Source organism: Microcoleus sp. T3_B1, assembly GCF_036700445.1.
In the GTDB taxonomy this organism is placed as follows: Bacteria; Cyanobacteriota; Cyanobacteriia; order Cyanobacteriales; family Microcoleaceae; genus Microcoleus.
In genome coordinates this window covers 50,511-65,605 of sequence record NZ_JAUBOX010000011.1, presented here as the reverse complement: position 1 = coordinate 65,605, position 15,095 = coordinate 50,511, and the positions used below count along the sequence as shown (strand labels likewise).

The window sequence follows — 15,095 nt, the reverse complement described above, 5'->3', positions numbered from 1 at the left end:
ATTCCTCATCTAAACTGTTGAACAAATTCTACTAATTTGTCTTCTTCAAAGTTTTTGCTTAATTCAAGCAACTGATTGGCAAAAGGTGCATAACGGATATCTATTGCCTTCAGCTTGCTGGCTCGCTGCTCAATACTGAGGAGTTCACCTTTCATGGCTAAATCGAACAGGACTGCAACTTCTTCCGAAGGGGGAGCAATCAGTGGTTGGTCTTGGATTTGGGAAGGGGGATCGGTGAAGATACCTTCTGAACTGAAAGTTGTTCGCTCCTCATAAATCCATTCTAAACCTAAATGGTTTCCCAAGCATTCTAATAACTTTTCTGCCCGAATAGGTTTGAGGAGAAAAGCGTTGCAACCAGCCTGGAAAATGCTTTGGGGATCGCCAGATAAAATGCTAGCAGAAGTTCCGATCGCGATTACATCCTTCAAGGCAGAGATTTTTCTGATCCGCCTCACCGCTTCAAAGCCGTCCATGACTGGCATTACTAAGTCAATTATAATACAGTGCGGTTGAAATAACAGCGCTTTATTCACGCAGTCTTGACCGTCCGTTGCCTCCATTAATTCAAACCCAATGGGAGCTAAAAGATTAACTAGGACAGAGCGATTTTGCCAGCGATCGTCCACGACTAAAATTTTCCGCCGATCGCCTGAGTAACCCCTGATAATTTTTTCAGGTTCTTTTTGATACCCTCCCCAGCTTTCGGTAATAGGCAACTCTAACTCAAACCAGAAAATACTGCCTTTGCCTAAAGAGCTTTGTACTTTCAGTTCGCCGCCCATCATCTCCACTAATTGGCGACTAATTGGCAGCCCTAATCCTGTTCCCTCTATCTGGCGATCTGAACCGCTGGCTTGCTCGAAGGGCAAAAATATTTTTGAGAGTTCGTCCGGCCCGATGCCAATGCCTGTATCTTCTACTTGGAAAATAAATTTCGCTGTTGGGGATTGGGGATTGGGGATTGGTGATGACAAAGATTGCTGAGTCTTCACTCTGTCTACTTTAAAACTAACGCCTCCTTTTTCGGTGAACTTTATGGCATTACCGAGTAAGTTGATGAGAATTTGCCGCAATCTTTTTTCATCGGCTTGGACGCAAGTGGGAAGTCGAGTTAGCGGTTCGTAAATCAAAGAGATTCCCTTCTGTTGGGCGCGAATCTGGCAGATTTCAGTAATGCCTTGGAGAAAGTCTGACAGGTGAAACTCGGTGAGGTAGAGTTCCATTTTTCCGGCTTCGATTTTGGAGAGGTCTAGAACGTCATTGATCAGAGTTAGGAGATGTTCGCCACACTGATGAATGATGTTAATACCAGAATTTTGTTGACTGGTTAAACCTGTGTCTCGTTTGAGGATTTGGGTATAACCTAAAATGCCATTGAGCGGTGTGCGAAGTTCGTGGCTCATGTTGGCGAGAAATTGGCTTTTGGCGCGGTTTGCGGCTTCGGCCGCTTGTTCGGCTCGCTGTCTCTCTTGAATTTCTACTTCTAGGCGCGTATTTTTGGCTTTTAATTCCTCGGTTCGCTCTTCTACTTTGACTTCTAAAGTGTGATAGAGGTTGGCATTTTCTAAGGCGATCGCAACTTGTCCCGATAGCATCCGCAACACTTCTACCCGCTTCGGCGTGAAAGCGCCAGCAATCACGTTGTTTTCTAGGTACAGGATGGCACTTAACTTACCTTGAGATAGGATAGGCGCACACAAAATAGATTTTGGTTTGTGTTGGGCAATGTAGGGGTCGGCGTTAAAGATTTCCTCGCGGCCCGAATCATTTAAAACGACATCTTTCTGAGTTCTGGTGACGTAATTAAGTACCGAGATAGGCACTTGCCCAGAAGTTGATACTGGTAAAGATTCTAGCACTCGGACTTGATCGTTAGTCCCCGCCGCTTCTATAACAAGTTGACCCTCTTTTGAGAGAATAAGCGATCCAGTTTCAGCGCCTGCGTTTTCTATCAAAATTTTCATTAACTTGGTGAGCAAGTTAGGTAGAACAATTTCGCTAGAAATGGCACTAGATGCTTTCATTACAGTTGCCAAGTCTAGCAACTCTGTTTGACCGCCTGTAATGGTCAAAGGAGGAATTGTCATCGTAGGGTTGAAAGCGGTTTCGGTGACTGCAGGCGATCGCGCTATTAATTGCGGGTATTTTTCTTCGAGATGTTTAACTTTAGCTAAAGCTCCCCAGCGCATATAGGCATAATAAGCATCGGTCATGTAAGTTCTGGCAATCTTTTCTTTACCCCAGGAAAAATAGAATTTAGCAGCGAGTTCGTGAGCTAGTGCTTCTTCGTTGATGTACTCGTTTTCTTTAGCCAGAGCGATCGCTTTGTCGTACATCTCCATTGCTTCTACTTTTTCGCCTAAAACCCGATGCTTTTCTGCCTCGACCAAATAGAATTTATGCAGATGATTCATTGGGGCATAATCCGCCCAGTTTTGCATTTTTTCTTGATTACTTTGTACGCGATCGCAAATTTTATGTTGCCCAGGCGCGGAGCTAGGGGCATACACCGCTAACCGTACTAAAGAATCGTAAAAATGGAATAGAGGAAGATGAGGTGTTGCGACTACTGCGTCCAAATAGTTCTCTTCTCTCTCTGTATTTTCAATCGCTTCTGAGTAATTTTCAAATAAATAACAAAGTATAATTTTATTTAAATATATGTAGGCAACTGCCGCTTTGTCGTTTGCTTGCTGGTGCAGGGGCAATCTTATCTCCTCATCGCAGGCTTCACCCTGGAGACGGCAGGTGTTTTCACTTTTTCCGAGCAGATTTAAGGTAGCCTGCCAATAAATTTCGTGATAATAAAGCGCTGTTTTCTGCTTAATTTTATGAATAGCATTTCTGTTGATGGCCATTTCTCTTTCAAGGGAAGTCAGTTCTTGGCCGGTATAGTAAGAGAAATAAGAGTACACCAATAGACCAAAAGCACCAAATTCTAAATCTCCCATTTCCAATCCGCTAGAGTAAGCTGATAGCAAAGGCTCTAATGTTTGTCTCAGATGCTCTTTCCAAGGTCGGATAAATATATTTACTATGACGACTGTTTTGGCTTTGATTTCTTGAGCATTTAACTTTGACAGCAGACTTAAAGCTAATTGACCAAACTGATAACCCGAATCAATATCTCCCACAACCCCGCAAAGCAGAAGACCATAATTGGCATAAGCAATGGGAGAAACAGAAGCATTACCATATTGGACGGATAAATCTACTTGTTTGCACACAGTCAACGGCAACAGTGTAGGAGCAGCAATATATGCAGGAGCAAAGATACTTGATAAAAGTTTGATGGCTGCTAGTTTATAGCGATCGCTCATTCGAGGCAGGTCAATTAAATCCTCAATTCGCGTTCCACTCAACATTGCCGCAGTTTCGCCTAGTGCCTGCCCAATATCGGACGGTTTCGGCTCAGAGGGAAACTCGACCCCTAATAGCTTTAAAACTTGTAGCGCTGTATTAACCGCTTCTAGCAGCCTGTTCTGCCCTATGTAAGCCTGCATCTGGACTTCGTACACTTTCACTTTGTCCAGCAGCGTTTTGGCGCAGTTTTGTACTATCTCAACGAATCTCTGCATTCCGTCAAAATCACCACTCAAATATGCTGATTCTGCTGCTTCCTCATGCAGCCTTAATGTCAGTTCATACCGATTCTCCCAGCTATCTACCGCTAACAGAGATAAACCCACTTGCAAATATTTGACGGCGGAATCGTGGGCTGTAGCAGCTTTGGCTTTCTGACCTGCAATCAGATTCAATTGGGCTAGTTCATATTTTTGGGATTCAGTGGTAAGTAAGTCAGTACCATAATTGAGTTGGTTAACTAAAGCGAAAATATTTTCTTTTCGGTCTTCTGGTGTTGTACTTTGCAGCAGCAGTTGACCGATTTTTAAGTGAGTTTCTTTTTTCTGCTCATCTGGAATCAAAGAATAGGCTGCTTGCTGCACTCGGTCATGTAAAAACTTGTAGTCAACCTTCACATCAGTTAAGGTAAAACCGCCCGATTCTTCCTGACTAAATACGAGGGGAATTTTGTATTCATTGCTCAAAGGTAAAATCAAGCCAGCTTGAAGTGCTTCCCACAATTGCGCCGCCGTGACTAAGGATAATTCCTGATTGACAATCGCCAAAACTTCTAAGTTAAAAGTGTTGCCAATACAAGCAGCAAATTTTAATACTTTTTGTGTATACTCTGGTAATTTGCGTATGTTTCTAGCAATCAGTTCTACAACATTGTAATCGGTGATGCCGATCGCTTGAATTTGCTCGATATTCCATTGCCAACCCCCCTTTGTCCCCCCTTGGTAAGGGGGGGTTAGGGGGGTGAAGTTATAAGTCAACAAATCTTCTTGATAGAGAGTTTTGAGGAGTTGACTTAAGAAGAAAGGATTGCCCTGCGTTTTATTAAAAAGTAGAGACGCGAAATTTCGGGTCTTTACAGACAGGGATTCCGAACCGCCAGATTCATTTAAAGTATCCGCAATTAATTCTTCGACATGAACCAGGTGTAATGGTTGAAGGACAATATTATTCACCGTCGCACCAGTTTGGCGAATCTTGTCAATCGTTTGCATCGTCGGATGAGTTGGATAAACTTCGTTATCTCGATATGCCCCAATCACCAATAAATACTCGCTATCAGAATCAGTTATTAGCAATTCAATTAATTTCAACGATGCCGAATCCGCCCACTGCAAGTCATCGAGGAAGATAACTAAGGGATGGTCAATAGTCGTAAATACGCCAATGAATTGTTTAAAGACGCGACTGAAACGGTTTTGAGCTTCAGTTGCCCCTAGCTCAGGTACGGGTGGCTGTTTGCCAATAATTAATTCGATTTGAGGGATAACATCAATGATGACTTGTCCGTTATCGCCTAAAGCGGATAACAGTTTTTCTTTCCAAGTTTGGATTTCTACTTCGCCTTCGGTTAGAAGTTGCTGAGTTAAGGATTGGAATGCTTGAATCAGGGAAGTATAAGGAATATTGCGCTTGAACTGGTCAAATTTCCCCGCAATAAAATAGCCTCGTTGCCGCACAATGGGTTTGTGAACTTCATTGACCAAAACTGTTTTGCCTATCCCGGAATAACCGGAAACCAGCATTAATTCGGTGGAACCACTGGCAACGCGATCGAAAGTTTCTAGAATTTTTTCAATTTCTTGGTCGCGACCGTAGAGCTTTTGCGGTATATTTAATTGCCCTGCTTTATCTGCACTTCCAACAACAAAGTTGGAAATATATCCGCTAGCCTGTAGTTTTACCAAGCAAGTTTCTAAGTCAAATTTTAGTCCCTCAGTGCTTTGGTAGCGGTCTTCAGCATTTTTAGCTAATAACTTCATCGCAATCGCTGAAATTTGTGGTGGGATTTCAGGATTTAGCTGGTGAGGGGGAATGGGAGTTTTGGCAATATGGCTGTGTACCAATTCCAGCGGGTCTGTGGAATTAAAGGGCAACTCGCCTGTGAGCATTTCATAGAAGGTAACGCCTAGTGAATAAAAATCAGTGCGGTAGTCAATAGACCGGTTCATCCGACCAGTTTGTTCTGGCGACATATAGGCGAGTGTGCCTTCGAGCAAATCTGGATGGCTGAGGGTCGAATTTTCTCGCTCCAGGCGCGAAGCGATGCTGAAATCAATAATTTGAACTTTTTCAGTGGCTGGGTTGATGATAATATTTTGTGGTTTTACATCTTTATGAATAATGTTATGTTTATGGATTTCTGCTAAGGCAGAGACAAGCTGGAGACCCAAAGAAAGAAATTGAATGATTGTGAGTTTTTTACGCTTCATCCAATCGTTGAGAGACTCGGAGCCTGAATCTTCTAATATTAGTGCTAAACCGTTTTTATAGCTTTCTAAACTAATGGCTTTGACGATCGCTTCTACGTTCAAGCTGTGCAGAATTTGATATTCGTGCCGCAACCGGGTGATGTCAGAAAGAGTGGGATACTCAGCCTTTAGCGTTTTGACGATCGCGCTGGACAAGTCCGAATCCTTGCGAGCGCGATCGACTGAAGTTCTTATCCCGCTGTGGAGGGTTTCAACGAATTGATAGCCAGCTAAGTTGAGAGTCATTGTTATTCTAGCGATCGCAAGGGAATTGAGCGTGAGGTTCAGGCCGGTTTTAAAACTTAATTATTGTTAGAGCTGATTGTAACATAGCAATTTACTCAACAAAAGTTAGCCCAGTTTTTGCCGGGACTTTTCTACAAAGCGTAGACGAGCCAAGGGCAGCGAGTCAGAAGGGCTTTTCTACAGCCAAAAGTTCACTATCTTAGAAAGGCTATGCTTGCTTTTAGCGAACTATGCTGATCTATCTAGGATGCCCTAAAAATCTTAAAACATATTAAAAGTTAATAAAGTGTAATTTATTTATTTATTTATTGGCTTTTACTCTCATTGGCTCCATCGGATTGCGCTCAAAACAATATCATTTAATTATATTTTTGTATCAATCACTAAAGAAAATTTAACAATTTTAATAAAAATAAAAAAATAAATTCACGAAGCTTCAAATGAGTTTCAGGAATTATACCAATTTTCTAAAAGAGTGCTACAGTTAGTAGATGTCTTTTGTGTGAGTTACTACCCAAATATAAAGAGCGAAAATGTCAGGAGTTGTCAAGATTCAAATGGGGGAAACAGAAGCAGAACTGAAAGCTCTTCTCGCTCAGAGTTAAAGATGCTCACGGACAAGAACAACAGCAATCTCTGTATTTGCCCAAAACCCAAACGGTACAAACTGTATCGTCTTCTTCTGTGCGCGTCGGGAAACATCGTACCTAGCCTGCAATGAAAGATGATTGTTTAGCTATCGTCCAGGGGGAATGGAATAATTATTATCCCAAAAACCCGGATCGGGAAGACCAAGAATAATCGTGAAACTGTAGAGAAATTAGAGAAGTAATTGCCAGAACCAGCAGGATTCAGTAGCTACAAGGAAGTAGATCATCTGTTTGGGGCGGTTTTTTTATGGTAAATTTAGGTAAGCTGCAAACAAGGAGAATAGTTATATGTCTGTTCAGCTTCAAAAACGGTTATTTACAGTAAAAGAATATCATTTGATGACTGAGGCTGGTATTCTCTCCGAGGGCGATCGGGTAGAACTTATAGAAGGAGAGATTGTTAAAATGGCTGCAATTGGTACTCGTCACGCAAGTTCCGTTAAGCGTCTGATCGCTGTGTTCTCGGATTTGGAGAGAAGACGTGCGATTATAGGTGCCCAAGACCCTATCCAGTTGACGGAGCGCACTGAACCTCAACCGGATGTTGTATTGCTGCAACCTCGCGCTGATTACTACGCCACAGCCCATCCAGTACCGTCTGAAGTTTTGCTGCTAGTGGAGGTTTCAGATAGTACGGTTGATTATGACAGAGATGTGAAAGTATCCATTTACGCGCGATCGCTCATTCAGGAAGTTTGGCTAGTAGATTTAGTTGAAAATTGTTTGGAAGTCTACCGTCAGCCAGGCCCGAACGGTTATAGTTTAATGCTCAAGTTTTGGCGCGGTCAACAAGTTGCGCCACTGGCTTTTCCCGATTTAGAAGTGAGCGTTGATTTTATATTGGGTTAGTATCAATAAGTAATGGCAGCTTACGATCGAGCGATCGCCATTAAGCCTGAGAATGCGGAAGCTTGGCGCGATCGCGGCGCAGTTGTATCCGAATTAAAACAGGATACAGACAAAATTTAATCGGGTGAAAAAGAGACTTAAATTCCGCTATACTGACTTAGGGGCAAATAAGGTGAGCGCGATCGCGATTAGTACGGTTGACCTGGCGAGACTAACTGGTGGTTAGATAGGCCAGGGGGGCCTGAGTTGCTAATGGAGTCCGGCTCTTCTGATAATTGTCTGAAAATTAGAGTGCTTTTTCCACATGACCCAAAAACCACATCAATGTGAAAATTTAGAAGCCGATGTAAATCGTCTGTTGCGGCTGGTGGAAAAGGAACCATCTTTGAAAGGGCAGCACGATATTGCCGCAATTAAGGCTTGCCGTAATAAGGCAATTGCTCCCAGATTCGAGATTGTCTTTGCGGGGACGTACAGTGCTGGTAAGTCGATGCTGATCAATGCTTTGCTAGGGCAAGATTTGCTTTACAGCAGTACAGGTCATGCTACTGGCATCGAATGCTACATAGAGTATGCCAAGTCGTCCGAGGAAGAACGAGTTGATCTTACCTTTCTTAGCACCTCAGAAGTGCAGGAAGAGGTAAATGACAGGTGCAAGACTCTGAAACTACAGTCAGTTGACATTACTCAAGAGGGGGCAATTAAAAAGTTAAGGGAACAATGTGAAAAAATCACTCAAGAGCATAAGGGATCTGGCAAAACCGAGAAGGAAGGCGAAGCAGATGGACTGCTGGCATTACTTAAGGGATTTGAGGAGAACCGCGAATATATCGACTCATCGAACAATAAAACCTATGGGATGGAAGAGTTAAATCTTTCCAACAAGAAGGCACATGATTATGCTCGTCGTGGCAAAAACAGTGCTGTTCTCAAGCGCATTAAATACTACTGCCATTATCCCCTGTTAGAGGATGGTAACGTCCTAGTTGACTTGCCAGGGATTGATGCTCCAGTGCGAAGAGATGCAGAATTAACCTATCGCAAGGTTGAAGATACTAACACCTCTGCTGTCATCTGTGTGATGAAGGCTGATCAAGAAGGGGAGGCAATGCAAGCAGAACAGAAACTAACAGAAGCAATACGGGAAAACTCAGGAATTGGCGATCGCGTCTTTTACGTCTTTAACCGCATCGACAAAACTTGGCGTGACCCCAAACTGAAACAAGAACTGGACGATCTGATTAGTGAAGATTTCAGTAATACACGAAGGGGAATTTATGAAACTAGCGCATTGCTGGGTTTCTGGGCTAGTCAACTCAAAAATATAAGTGAAAGCGATGATCGCTGGGGACTAGATACTATATTTGAACCCGAAACCAGTAAAGGCTCAGATGGGGTTGAAGGAACCCCTTCATTTGTCTTGGAGTTCCTTGATTATTGTGATTCCGATAAACTACCAGTTGATAAATTTACTGATATTGTACGGCGTAAAACTCAAACTAAAAATGAGCAATATTTGGAGATTATTAATCGTTATAAAACCAGTATAATCGAGCAGTTAATTCAGGATAGCGGTATTCAGGAATTTAGTAATGCTATCACCCGCTATCTAACCGAAGAAAAGCGACCCGAACTATTTGCCAACCTAGCTAGCGATATTAGTGAACTCTGTAACGACTTGCGTGAATTTTACTTAGAAGAGCGCCGTCAGTGGAAAAAGAAACCTGCAAATATTGCAGAAATGACAGAACGAGATTTGGTACAGATCGAGAAAGAAGTATGGGAGGTGGGCGAAGCATTTTACCGACAAATAGAAGAAGAAATTAAACTATTGGTGATGGATAGTTGCGAAGATTTTCAGCATGATTTTAACAACCTTCGCCAGAATATGCAGGAAAATCTCACCGAGTTGATAAAAAACTTTTCTATATTAGATGCCTTCGCCAATACCTGCCGCAATCATCGTCATGTCACAGCACCATTGGTAGCCATTTTGGGACAAGCCTTTTATGACATTGCCAATGGATTAGAGGATGTTCTGGTTAAGGAATCAGAAATTTTGATTGTTAGCTTTTTCCAACGCTTGATTAAGCGAGTCCGTAAGCAAAAATACCACCGTCAGCTTGGTAATTTATTGTTAGGTGATGATTGTGGAATTGTCCAAGATATACAGGATATACAAATAAAAATTATCGAGGGAGTAAAGGTATTGGCGAGTGCAGAATGTGTCTTTTATATCATCGAAAGCCCAGATCTTTATGATTACGAAGATAGCGTTTGGCTCTATCAATTCCGGGAAACTTTGCAAGAAGCATCTAACAGTCGAGATGTCAAACGCATGGTAGAAGCAGAAGAACCTATACGTCAACTGCTAGAGATTGATTTTCAAGCTAAATTCAAACAAACAATAGAAGTAAATTTTGGTTCAAGAATTATCAAAATGCTGAATAAATATCTGTTGTCGATGGCTGAAAATAAACGGCAATTGATTTGGCAGCAATCCGCTCGCGCTCGCGCCAACAAACGGCAAGCGATAGAAAAAGAGGCTCAAGCTAAAATCGACGAGCGTAACCAGAAGTTGAGAGAAGTGGAGCTAAAGATTTCCGACTATAACCAAGCTGTTGAAGGTATCAATAGCTGCTTAGAGGCTATGAAATTAGACGACTACAAGCTGGGTATAATACCGGAAGATAATTCGAGCGTAACATCAATTCTCACTAACACAAATTCTGTTGATTCAAATAACATCCCACCAGAATCGGCTTCCAGTTTCGACTCAGAAAATGATTCGAGTGCTACACAAAGTTATAGTGAGATAAATCCTGTAGAGTCAGATGACAGCCCCGAACCTGAAGCGAGTGCCAATCAGCTAGCGCGACCTAATTACCAGGCTGCTCAATCCGAAAGTTCCAAAAAATTAGAGAGGGGTGAACTTGTGGAGGGGAGAGTTACTAAAGTCACGCCAGATGTCGTAGTCGTCGATTTGAATGGTACAGTTGGGTTGCTCCACATAAAGAACGTTAGCGACGCCTTTGTTAAATCTCTCCCGGATCTATTTGAGGAAGCTCAGCTAATCAAGGTAATGATTGTTACACTGAATGATGATAAGGGTCGGATTTCTTTGTCTACTAAGGTTTTGGAAAATTATAAGGGGGAGATCCTGGAAAATATGGAGCAGGTGATGGCTGATGCAGAGGCTCGTGTTCCTAAAGCCCTTAAAAAACTGCCTAAGCCATAAGCATTTGTACAGGGGCGTATTGGCAATATGCCCCCACATAACCAGCCTGGAAGTGTCTGATTTTATAATCTCTACCAAAAATGTCTTTGACGAGAAAAACTCCGCGAATTTTAATTCCACCAAAGGTGAGAAAACTTGTTTTTGAGCGCGATGAAAATTGCTGCAAAAGCTGCTGCAGAACAGACCAAGAGACTAATCTTACGATCGATCACATCATTCCCTTAGCTCTTGGAGGCTCAAATGACATCAGCAATCTGCAAACGCTTTGCTTCGATTGCAATAGACGAAAAAAAGACCGTATTGACCCCCGGTTCAAGCGTAGATTCAGCAAATGAGAAGGAAAAAGTATGCCTGAAACAACTCCTAATTATTCGCCTGCTATCTTGGGTACAAGCATAGCTGTTTTATGGTTTATTCATACAGGATTATCCATTGGATTTAGCAAACAGTATAATAATTATTTATCAAAATCGAGCGATTTTTTTAATAAAAAACCGATAATATTACCTTCATTAATAGTGTTAATATCTCCGTTTATATTGACTCGTCTTGCGCTGCCTGAGTATGAACTAACCGGAGCGTTTAAACAAGTTTTATCAATATTTACTTTTCTTCTAGGTGTAGTGATTGCCCGGGGAAAAGAAAAATCCGACTCAATAAAAAGAGATAAGATTTTAGCAAACTCTCTTTTACTAGAGTGCTGGGAGAACCTTAAGATATTGAACACAAATACAACAAGAATTCAAGAGAAAGTCGATTCTCCCTTATTAGTATTAAATCTCATTAAACTAGAATCTCTAGTTAATCTTATTGCTGAAACGCAAGAAGTGAATTCAATTAAATTGGTAAAACTATATTTTAATACAAAAAAATATATTCAGCCTCTGAAACTTCTCAACTCTAAAATTAGAAAATACAACGCTCAACTCTCTAAAAAACTTGCTAACTCTCCAGAAGACTCCCAAGAATTACTACCTCAAATTTCTGAAATCCGAGAAAAAATATTGAAAATTATAAAGGTTTTAAGTAGCTTTTAGACTAATTAGCGACGACAGCAAGGGGAAAAAATCAGAGATTCGCGCAAAATATAACACGATTCGCCTAGCAGCAAAATTGCGCGAAATGGGGATTAATCCTGATGAGGTGTGATTATTTTTAGGTTGTTAAATGGGGTGCGATTCCCTTCGGGATAGCTTCGCTGGCGTGTACTTTTTAAACAGCAGAAATATCAGAAACCCCAAAAGGGATCTCGCACTTTCGATCTCCTCACCCCATTGTTTATATTAAGATTTCCTTAATTGCTTTGATCTGGTACAGAAATCGGTGATACAATCAACAGCTTAGCTAGGGGTGCCCGAATATCCGGGCTGAGAAAACACCCTTAGAACCTGAGTCTGGGTAATACCAGCGGAGGGAAGCTGTTTATCAAGGAAATTAAATATGCGTACCGAATGGATCGCTAAGCGTCAGGGCCAGAGCAATGTATCTCAAATGCACTACGCCCGTCAAGGTGTAATTACTGAGGAAATGCACTTTGTTGCTAAGCGAGAGAATCTCCCGCCCGAACTTATCCGCGCGGAAGTAGCGCGGGGACGGATGATTATTCCCGCTAATATCAATCACCCGAATTTGGAACCGATGGCGATCGGCATTGCGTCTAAATGCAAAGTCAATGCTAATATCGGTGCATCTCCCAACTCTTCCAATATGGAAGAAGAAGTTGACAAGCTTAAATTAGCAGTGAAATACGGCGCTGATACCGTGATGGACTTGTCCACCGGTGGCGGTAATTTGGATGAAATTCGCACTACGATTATCAAAGCTTCACCAGTGCCGATCGGTACTGTACCAATTTACCAAGCTTTAGAAAGCGTTCATGGTAATATGGAAAGTCTGACGCCCAATGACTTTCTTCACATCATTGACAAACACGCTCAACAAGGCGTTGATTACCAAACAATTCACGCCGGAATTTTGATCGAGCATTTGCCGTTGGTAAAAAATCGGTTGACTGGGATTGTCTCTCGCGGCGGCGGCATTTTGGCGCGGTGGATGCTGCATCACCACAAACAAAATCCCCTCTACACTCACTTTAACGACATCATTGAAATCTTCAAAAAATACGATGTTTCGTTTAGTTTGGGAGATTCTTTGCGCCCCGGTTGCACTCACGATGCGTCGGATGATGCTCAATTAGCTGAACTCAAAACTTTGGGACAATTAACTCGCAAAGCTTGGGAACATGATGTGCAGGTAATGGTGGAAGGGCCCGGCCACGTGCCGATGGATCAAATTGAGTTTAATGTCAAGAAACAAATGGAGGAATGTTCGGAAGCACCCTTCTATGTTTTGGGGCCGTTGGTGACAGATATTGCGCCTGGGTACGACCACATTACCTCAGCAATTGGGGCGGCGATGGCTGGTTGGTACGGTACTGCAATGCTGTGTTACGTGACACCGAAGGAACACTTAGGATTGCCGAATGCTGAGGATGTCCGAAACGGGCTGATTGCTTACAAAATCGCGGCTCACGCTGCAGATATTGCACGGGGCCGTCCGGGTGCGCGCGATCGCGATGATGAACTCTCGAAAGCGCGTTACAATTTCGATTGGAACCGTCAATTTGAGCTGTCATTAGATCCAGAACGGGCAAAGGAATATCACGACGAAACTTTGCCGGCGGATATCTACAAAACTGCTGAATTCTGTTCAATGTGCGGGCCTAAGTTCTGTCCGATGCAGACTAAGGTTGATGCCGATGCTTTGACGGAATTAGAGAAGTTTTTGGCTAAGGAACCTGTAGCCCAAAGCTAATTGGATTAATTCGTAGGGTGGGCATTGCTCACCTTACTTAATCCTAAAGCTGTTTCGTTTCTTGTGGGGCGGCCATCCTGCCCGCTCAAAAGTAGGGTGCTGATGGCGCACCTTACTTAAGGTTAGATTAAAAGCAGTTTCCGAAAAGGAGAATTGCGATGTTCCCTTGCAGGTACTTTTTTGTTACCCAGGAATCCAGAATTTTATCGAGATTGGGAAGAGCAAAAAAAGTAGCTATTTGCTCTTTAGTTAATAGTTTGCCATCTTAGTCATGCCCAAATTCTTTATTTCGCCTTGTCGATATAAAACTCTTCATCAACTCAATTTCGTCTAAACTGCACTAGCCTCGCAAACCCAGTTTGCAAGAATGAAGAGAATTGCTACCGCGATAGTCAATTAGCGGCCTACCCTGTACTGGTAAACTAACTGAGCGTCGGGATTGATTTCGCTGCTTAAGAGGCATTCCGTTTCCCGATTCAAGGAACTAGCGGCGGCTTCAAACGCTAATCTCATGCCGCCTCTTCCTGAGAATAAGTCAATAAAACGGATTTTTTTCATGGCTATTAAGCCGGTGGTGAAAACTCATATTTTGTGCTATTTTTTAAGGGAGGCAGAGCCTCTAGATATTCATTACCAGGCAGAGCCTGGTAACGAGAAATATGGAGGCAGAGCCTCTAGATATTCATTACCAGGTAGAGCCTGGTAACGAGAAATTTTCAATTCGTAGGGTGCGTTAACGCCGTGTAACGCACCGCCAGCCTCATGCACCATTTGAGCTAGGTAAAAGATTTACCTGGATATGTTAGCTCGCGCTGTCTGTTGACACGTTGAAAGAATGCGGCGATCGTTTGCGCTAATTGTGCGAATAGAATGCAGATTTGTTAGCTGAGTATTGACTTCAACTGTTTGAATTTGTCCGCCTGACATGGTTTTCCCGTACAGTGTATTTCCCTCAATTTTACCAGTGAAGCACGCAAAGTCCGATCGCGGCGCGTAGATTGCACCAACGACGCGATCGTTCTGACGTTGAAACACGATATAGTTTTGAAGAACTTGGTTGGGCTGTGGCGAATCTCCGTACAGGTAAATACCATCTGGCAAAGCAGCAACATTAGTCTTAGATGGATTTTGTTGTGCTTGAAGCGGTTGTTGCTGAATCCCAACACCAATTAGTGTCAGAGGACAAATAAAGGCTGTTGCCAGTAGTTTCCATTTCCTTTTAATAGATGCAGGTAAAATCATTACTGCTTCTCCTTGCGCGTCATCTAACATATTAAAACAGTCTTCTCTAGTTAATATCTCGCTCAGGTTATAATTTCCCTCTGCTAAAATCAGCCGATTGGTAGAGATTCTGAACCTGAAAGCTTGCGCTTGCTTAGCACCGAAAACTTTATTTTCCCTTGTCCTGCAAGTGCCTGAGCTGATTTTGATAAAATTAGAGCAGGCATAGTTTCTAATGCCACC

At 42.5% G+C, this 15,095-nt stretch carries 8 protein-coding genes and 1 riboswitch; of the genes, 5 read left to right on the top strand and 3 right to left on the bottom strand.

Annotation, left to right across the window (positions count from 1 at the left end; translation table 11 throughout):
- Positions 1–5: 5 nt before the first annotated feature.
- Positions 6–6,080, bottom strand: a complete 6,075-nt coding sequence (locus tag QT990_RS08675; protein ID WP_333465138.1) for an AAA family ATPase — start codon at positions 6,078–6,080, stop codon at positions 6–8.
- Positions 6,081–7,018: 938 nt separating this feature from the next.
- Here QT990_RS08675 and QT990_RS08670 point away from each other — a divergent pair.
- The 5 genes from QT990_RS08670 (at position 7,019) to thiC (ending at position 13,631) form a co-directional block, all read left to right on the top strand.
- Positions 7,019–7,579 (top strand): Uma2 family endonuclease, encoded by a 561-nt coding sequence (locus tag QT990_RS08670; RefSeq protein WP_333286246.1) that lies wholly within the window; start codon positions 7,019–7,021, stop codon positions 7,577–7,579.
- 304 nt (positions 7,580–7,883) lie between these two features.
- Positions 7,884–10,817 (top strand): dynamin family protein, encoded by a 2,934-nt coding sequence (locus QT990_RS08665; protein ID WP_333465137.1) that lies wholly within the window; start codon positions 7,884–7,886, stop codon positions 10,815–10,817.
- An 80-nt stretch (positions 10,818–10,897) separates the two neighbouring features.
- Complete coding sequence (locus tag QT990_RS08660; RefSeq protein ID WP_333374453.1) at positions 10,898–11,152, top strand: HNH endonuclease; 255 nt, start codon at positions 10,898–10,900, stop codon at positions 11,150–11,152.
- Between the two features lie 12 nt (positions 11,153–11,164).
- A complete protein-coding gene (locus QT990_RS08655; RefSeq protein ID WP_333374455.1) occupies positions 11,165–11,854 on the top strand; it encodes a hypothetical protein in 690 nt (229 codons plus the stop codon).
- A 299-nt stretch (positions 11,855–12,153) separates the two neighbouring features.
- A riboswitch (TPP riboswitch) is annotated at positions 12,154–12,250 on the top strand.
- Positions 12,251–12,257: 7 nt separating this feature from the next.
- Positions 12,258–13,631 (top strand): phosphomethylpyrimidine synthase ThiC, encoded by a 1,374-nt coding sequence (thiC, locus tag QT990_RS08650; protein WP_333102218.1) that lies wholly within the window; start codon positions 12,258–12,260, stop codon positions 13,629–13,631.
- A gap of 396 nt (positions 13,632–14,027) precedes the next feature.
- On the opposite strand, the gene QT990_RS08645 is transcribed toward thiC, so the two are convergent.
- On the bottom strand, positions 14,028–14,144 hold the full coding sequence (locus QT990_RS08645; protein ID WP_333410149.1) for a hypothetical protein: 117 nt from the start codon (positions 14,142–14,144) through the stop codon (positions 14,028–14,030).
- Positions 14,145–14,420: 276 nt separating this feature from the next.
- The gene (locus QT990_RS08640; RefSeq protein ID WP_333309184.1) at positions 14,421–14,903 is read right to left on the bottom strand and encodes a hypothetical protein; all 483 of its coding nucleotides are present in this window, start codon (positions 14,901–14,903) and stop codon (positions 14,421–14,423) included.
- Between the last annotated feature and the right edge of the window lie 192 nt (positions 14,904–15,095).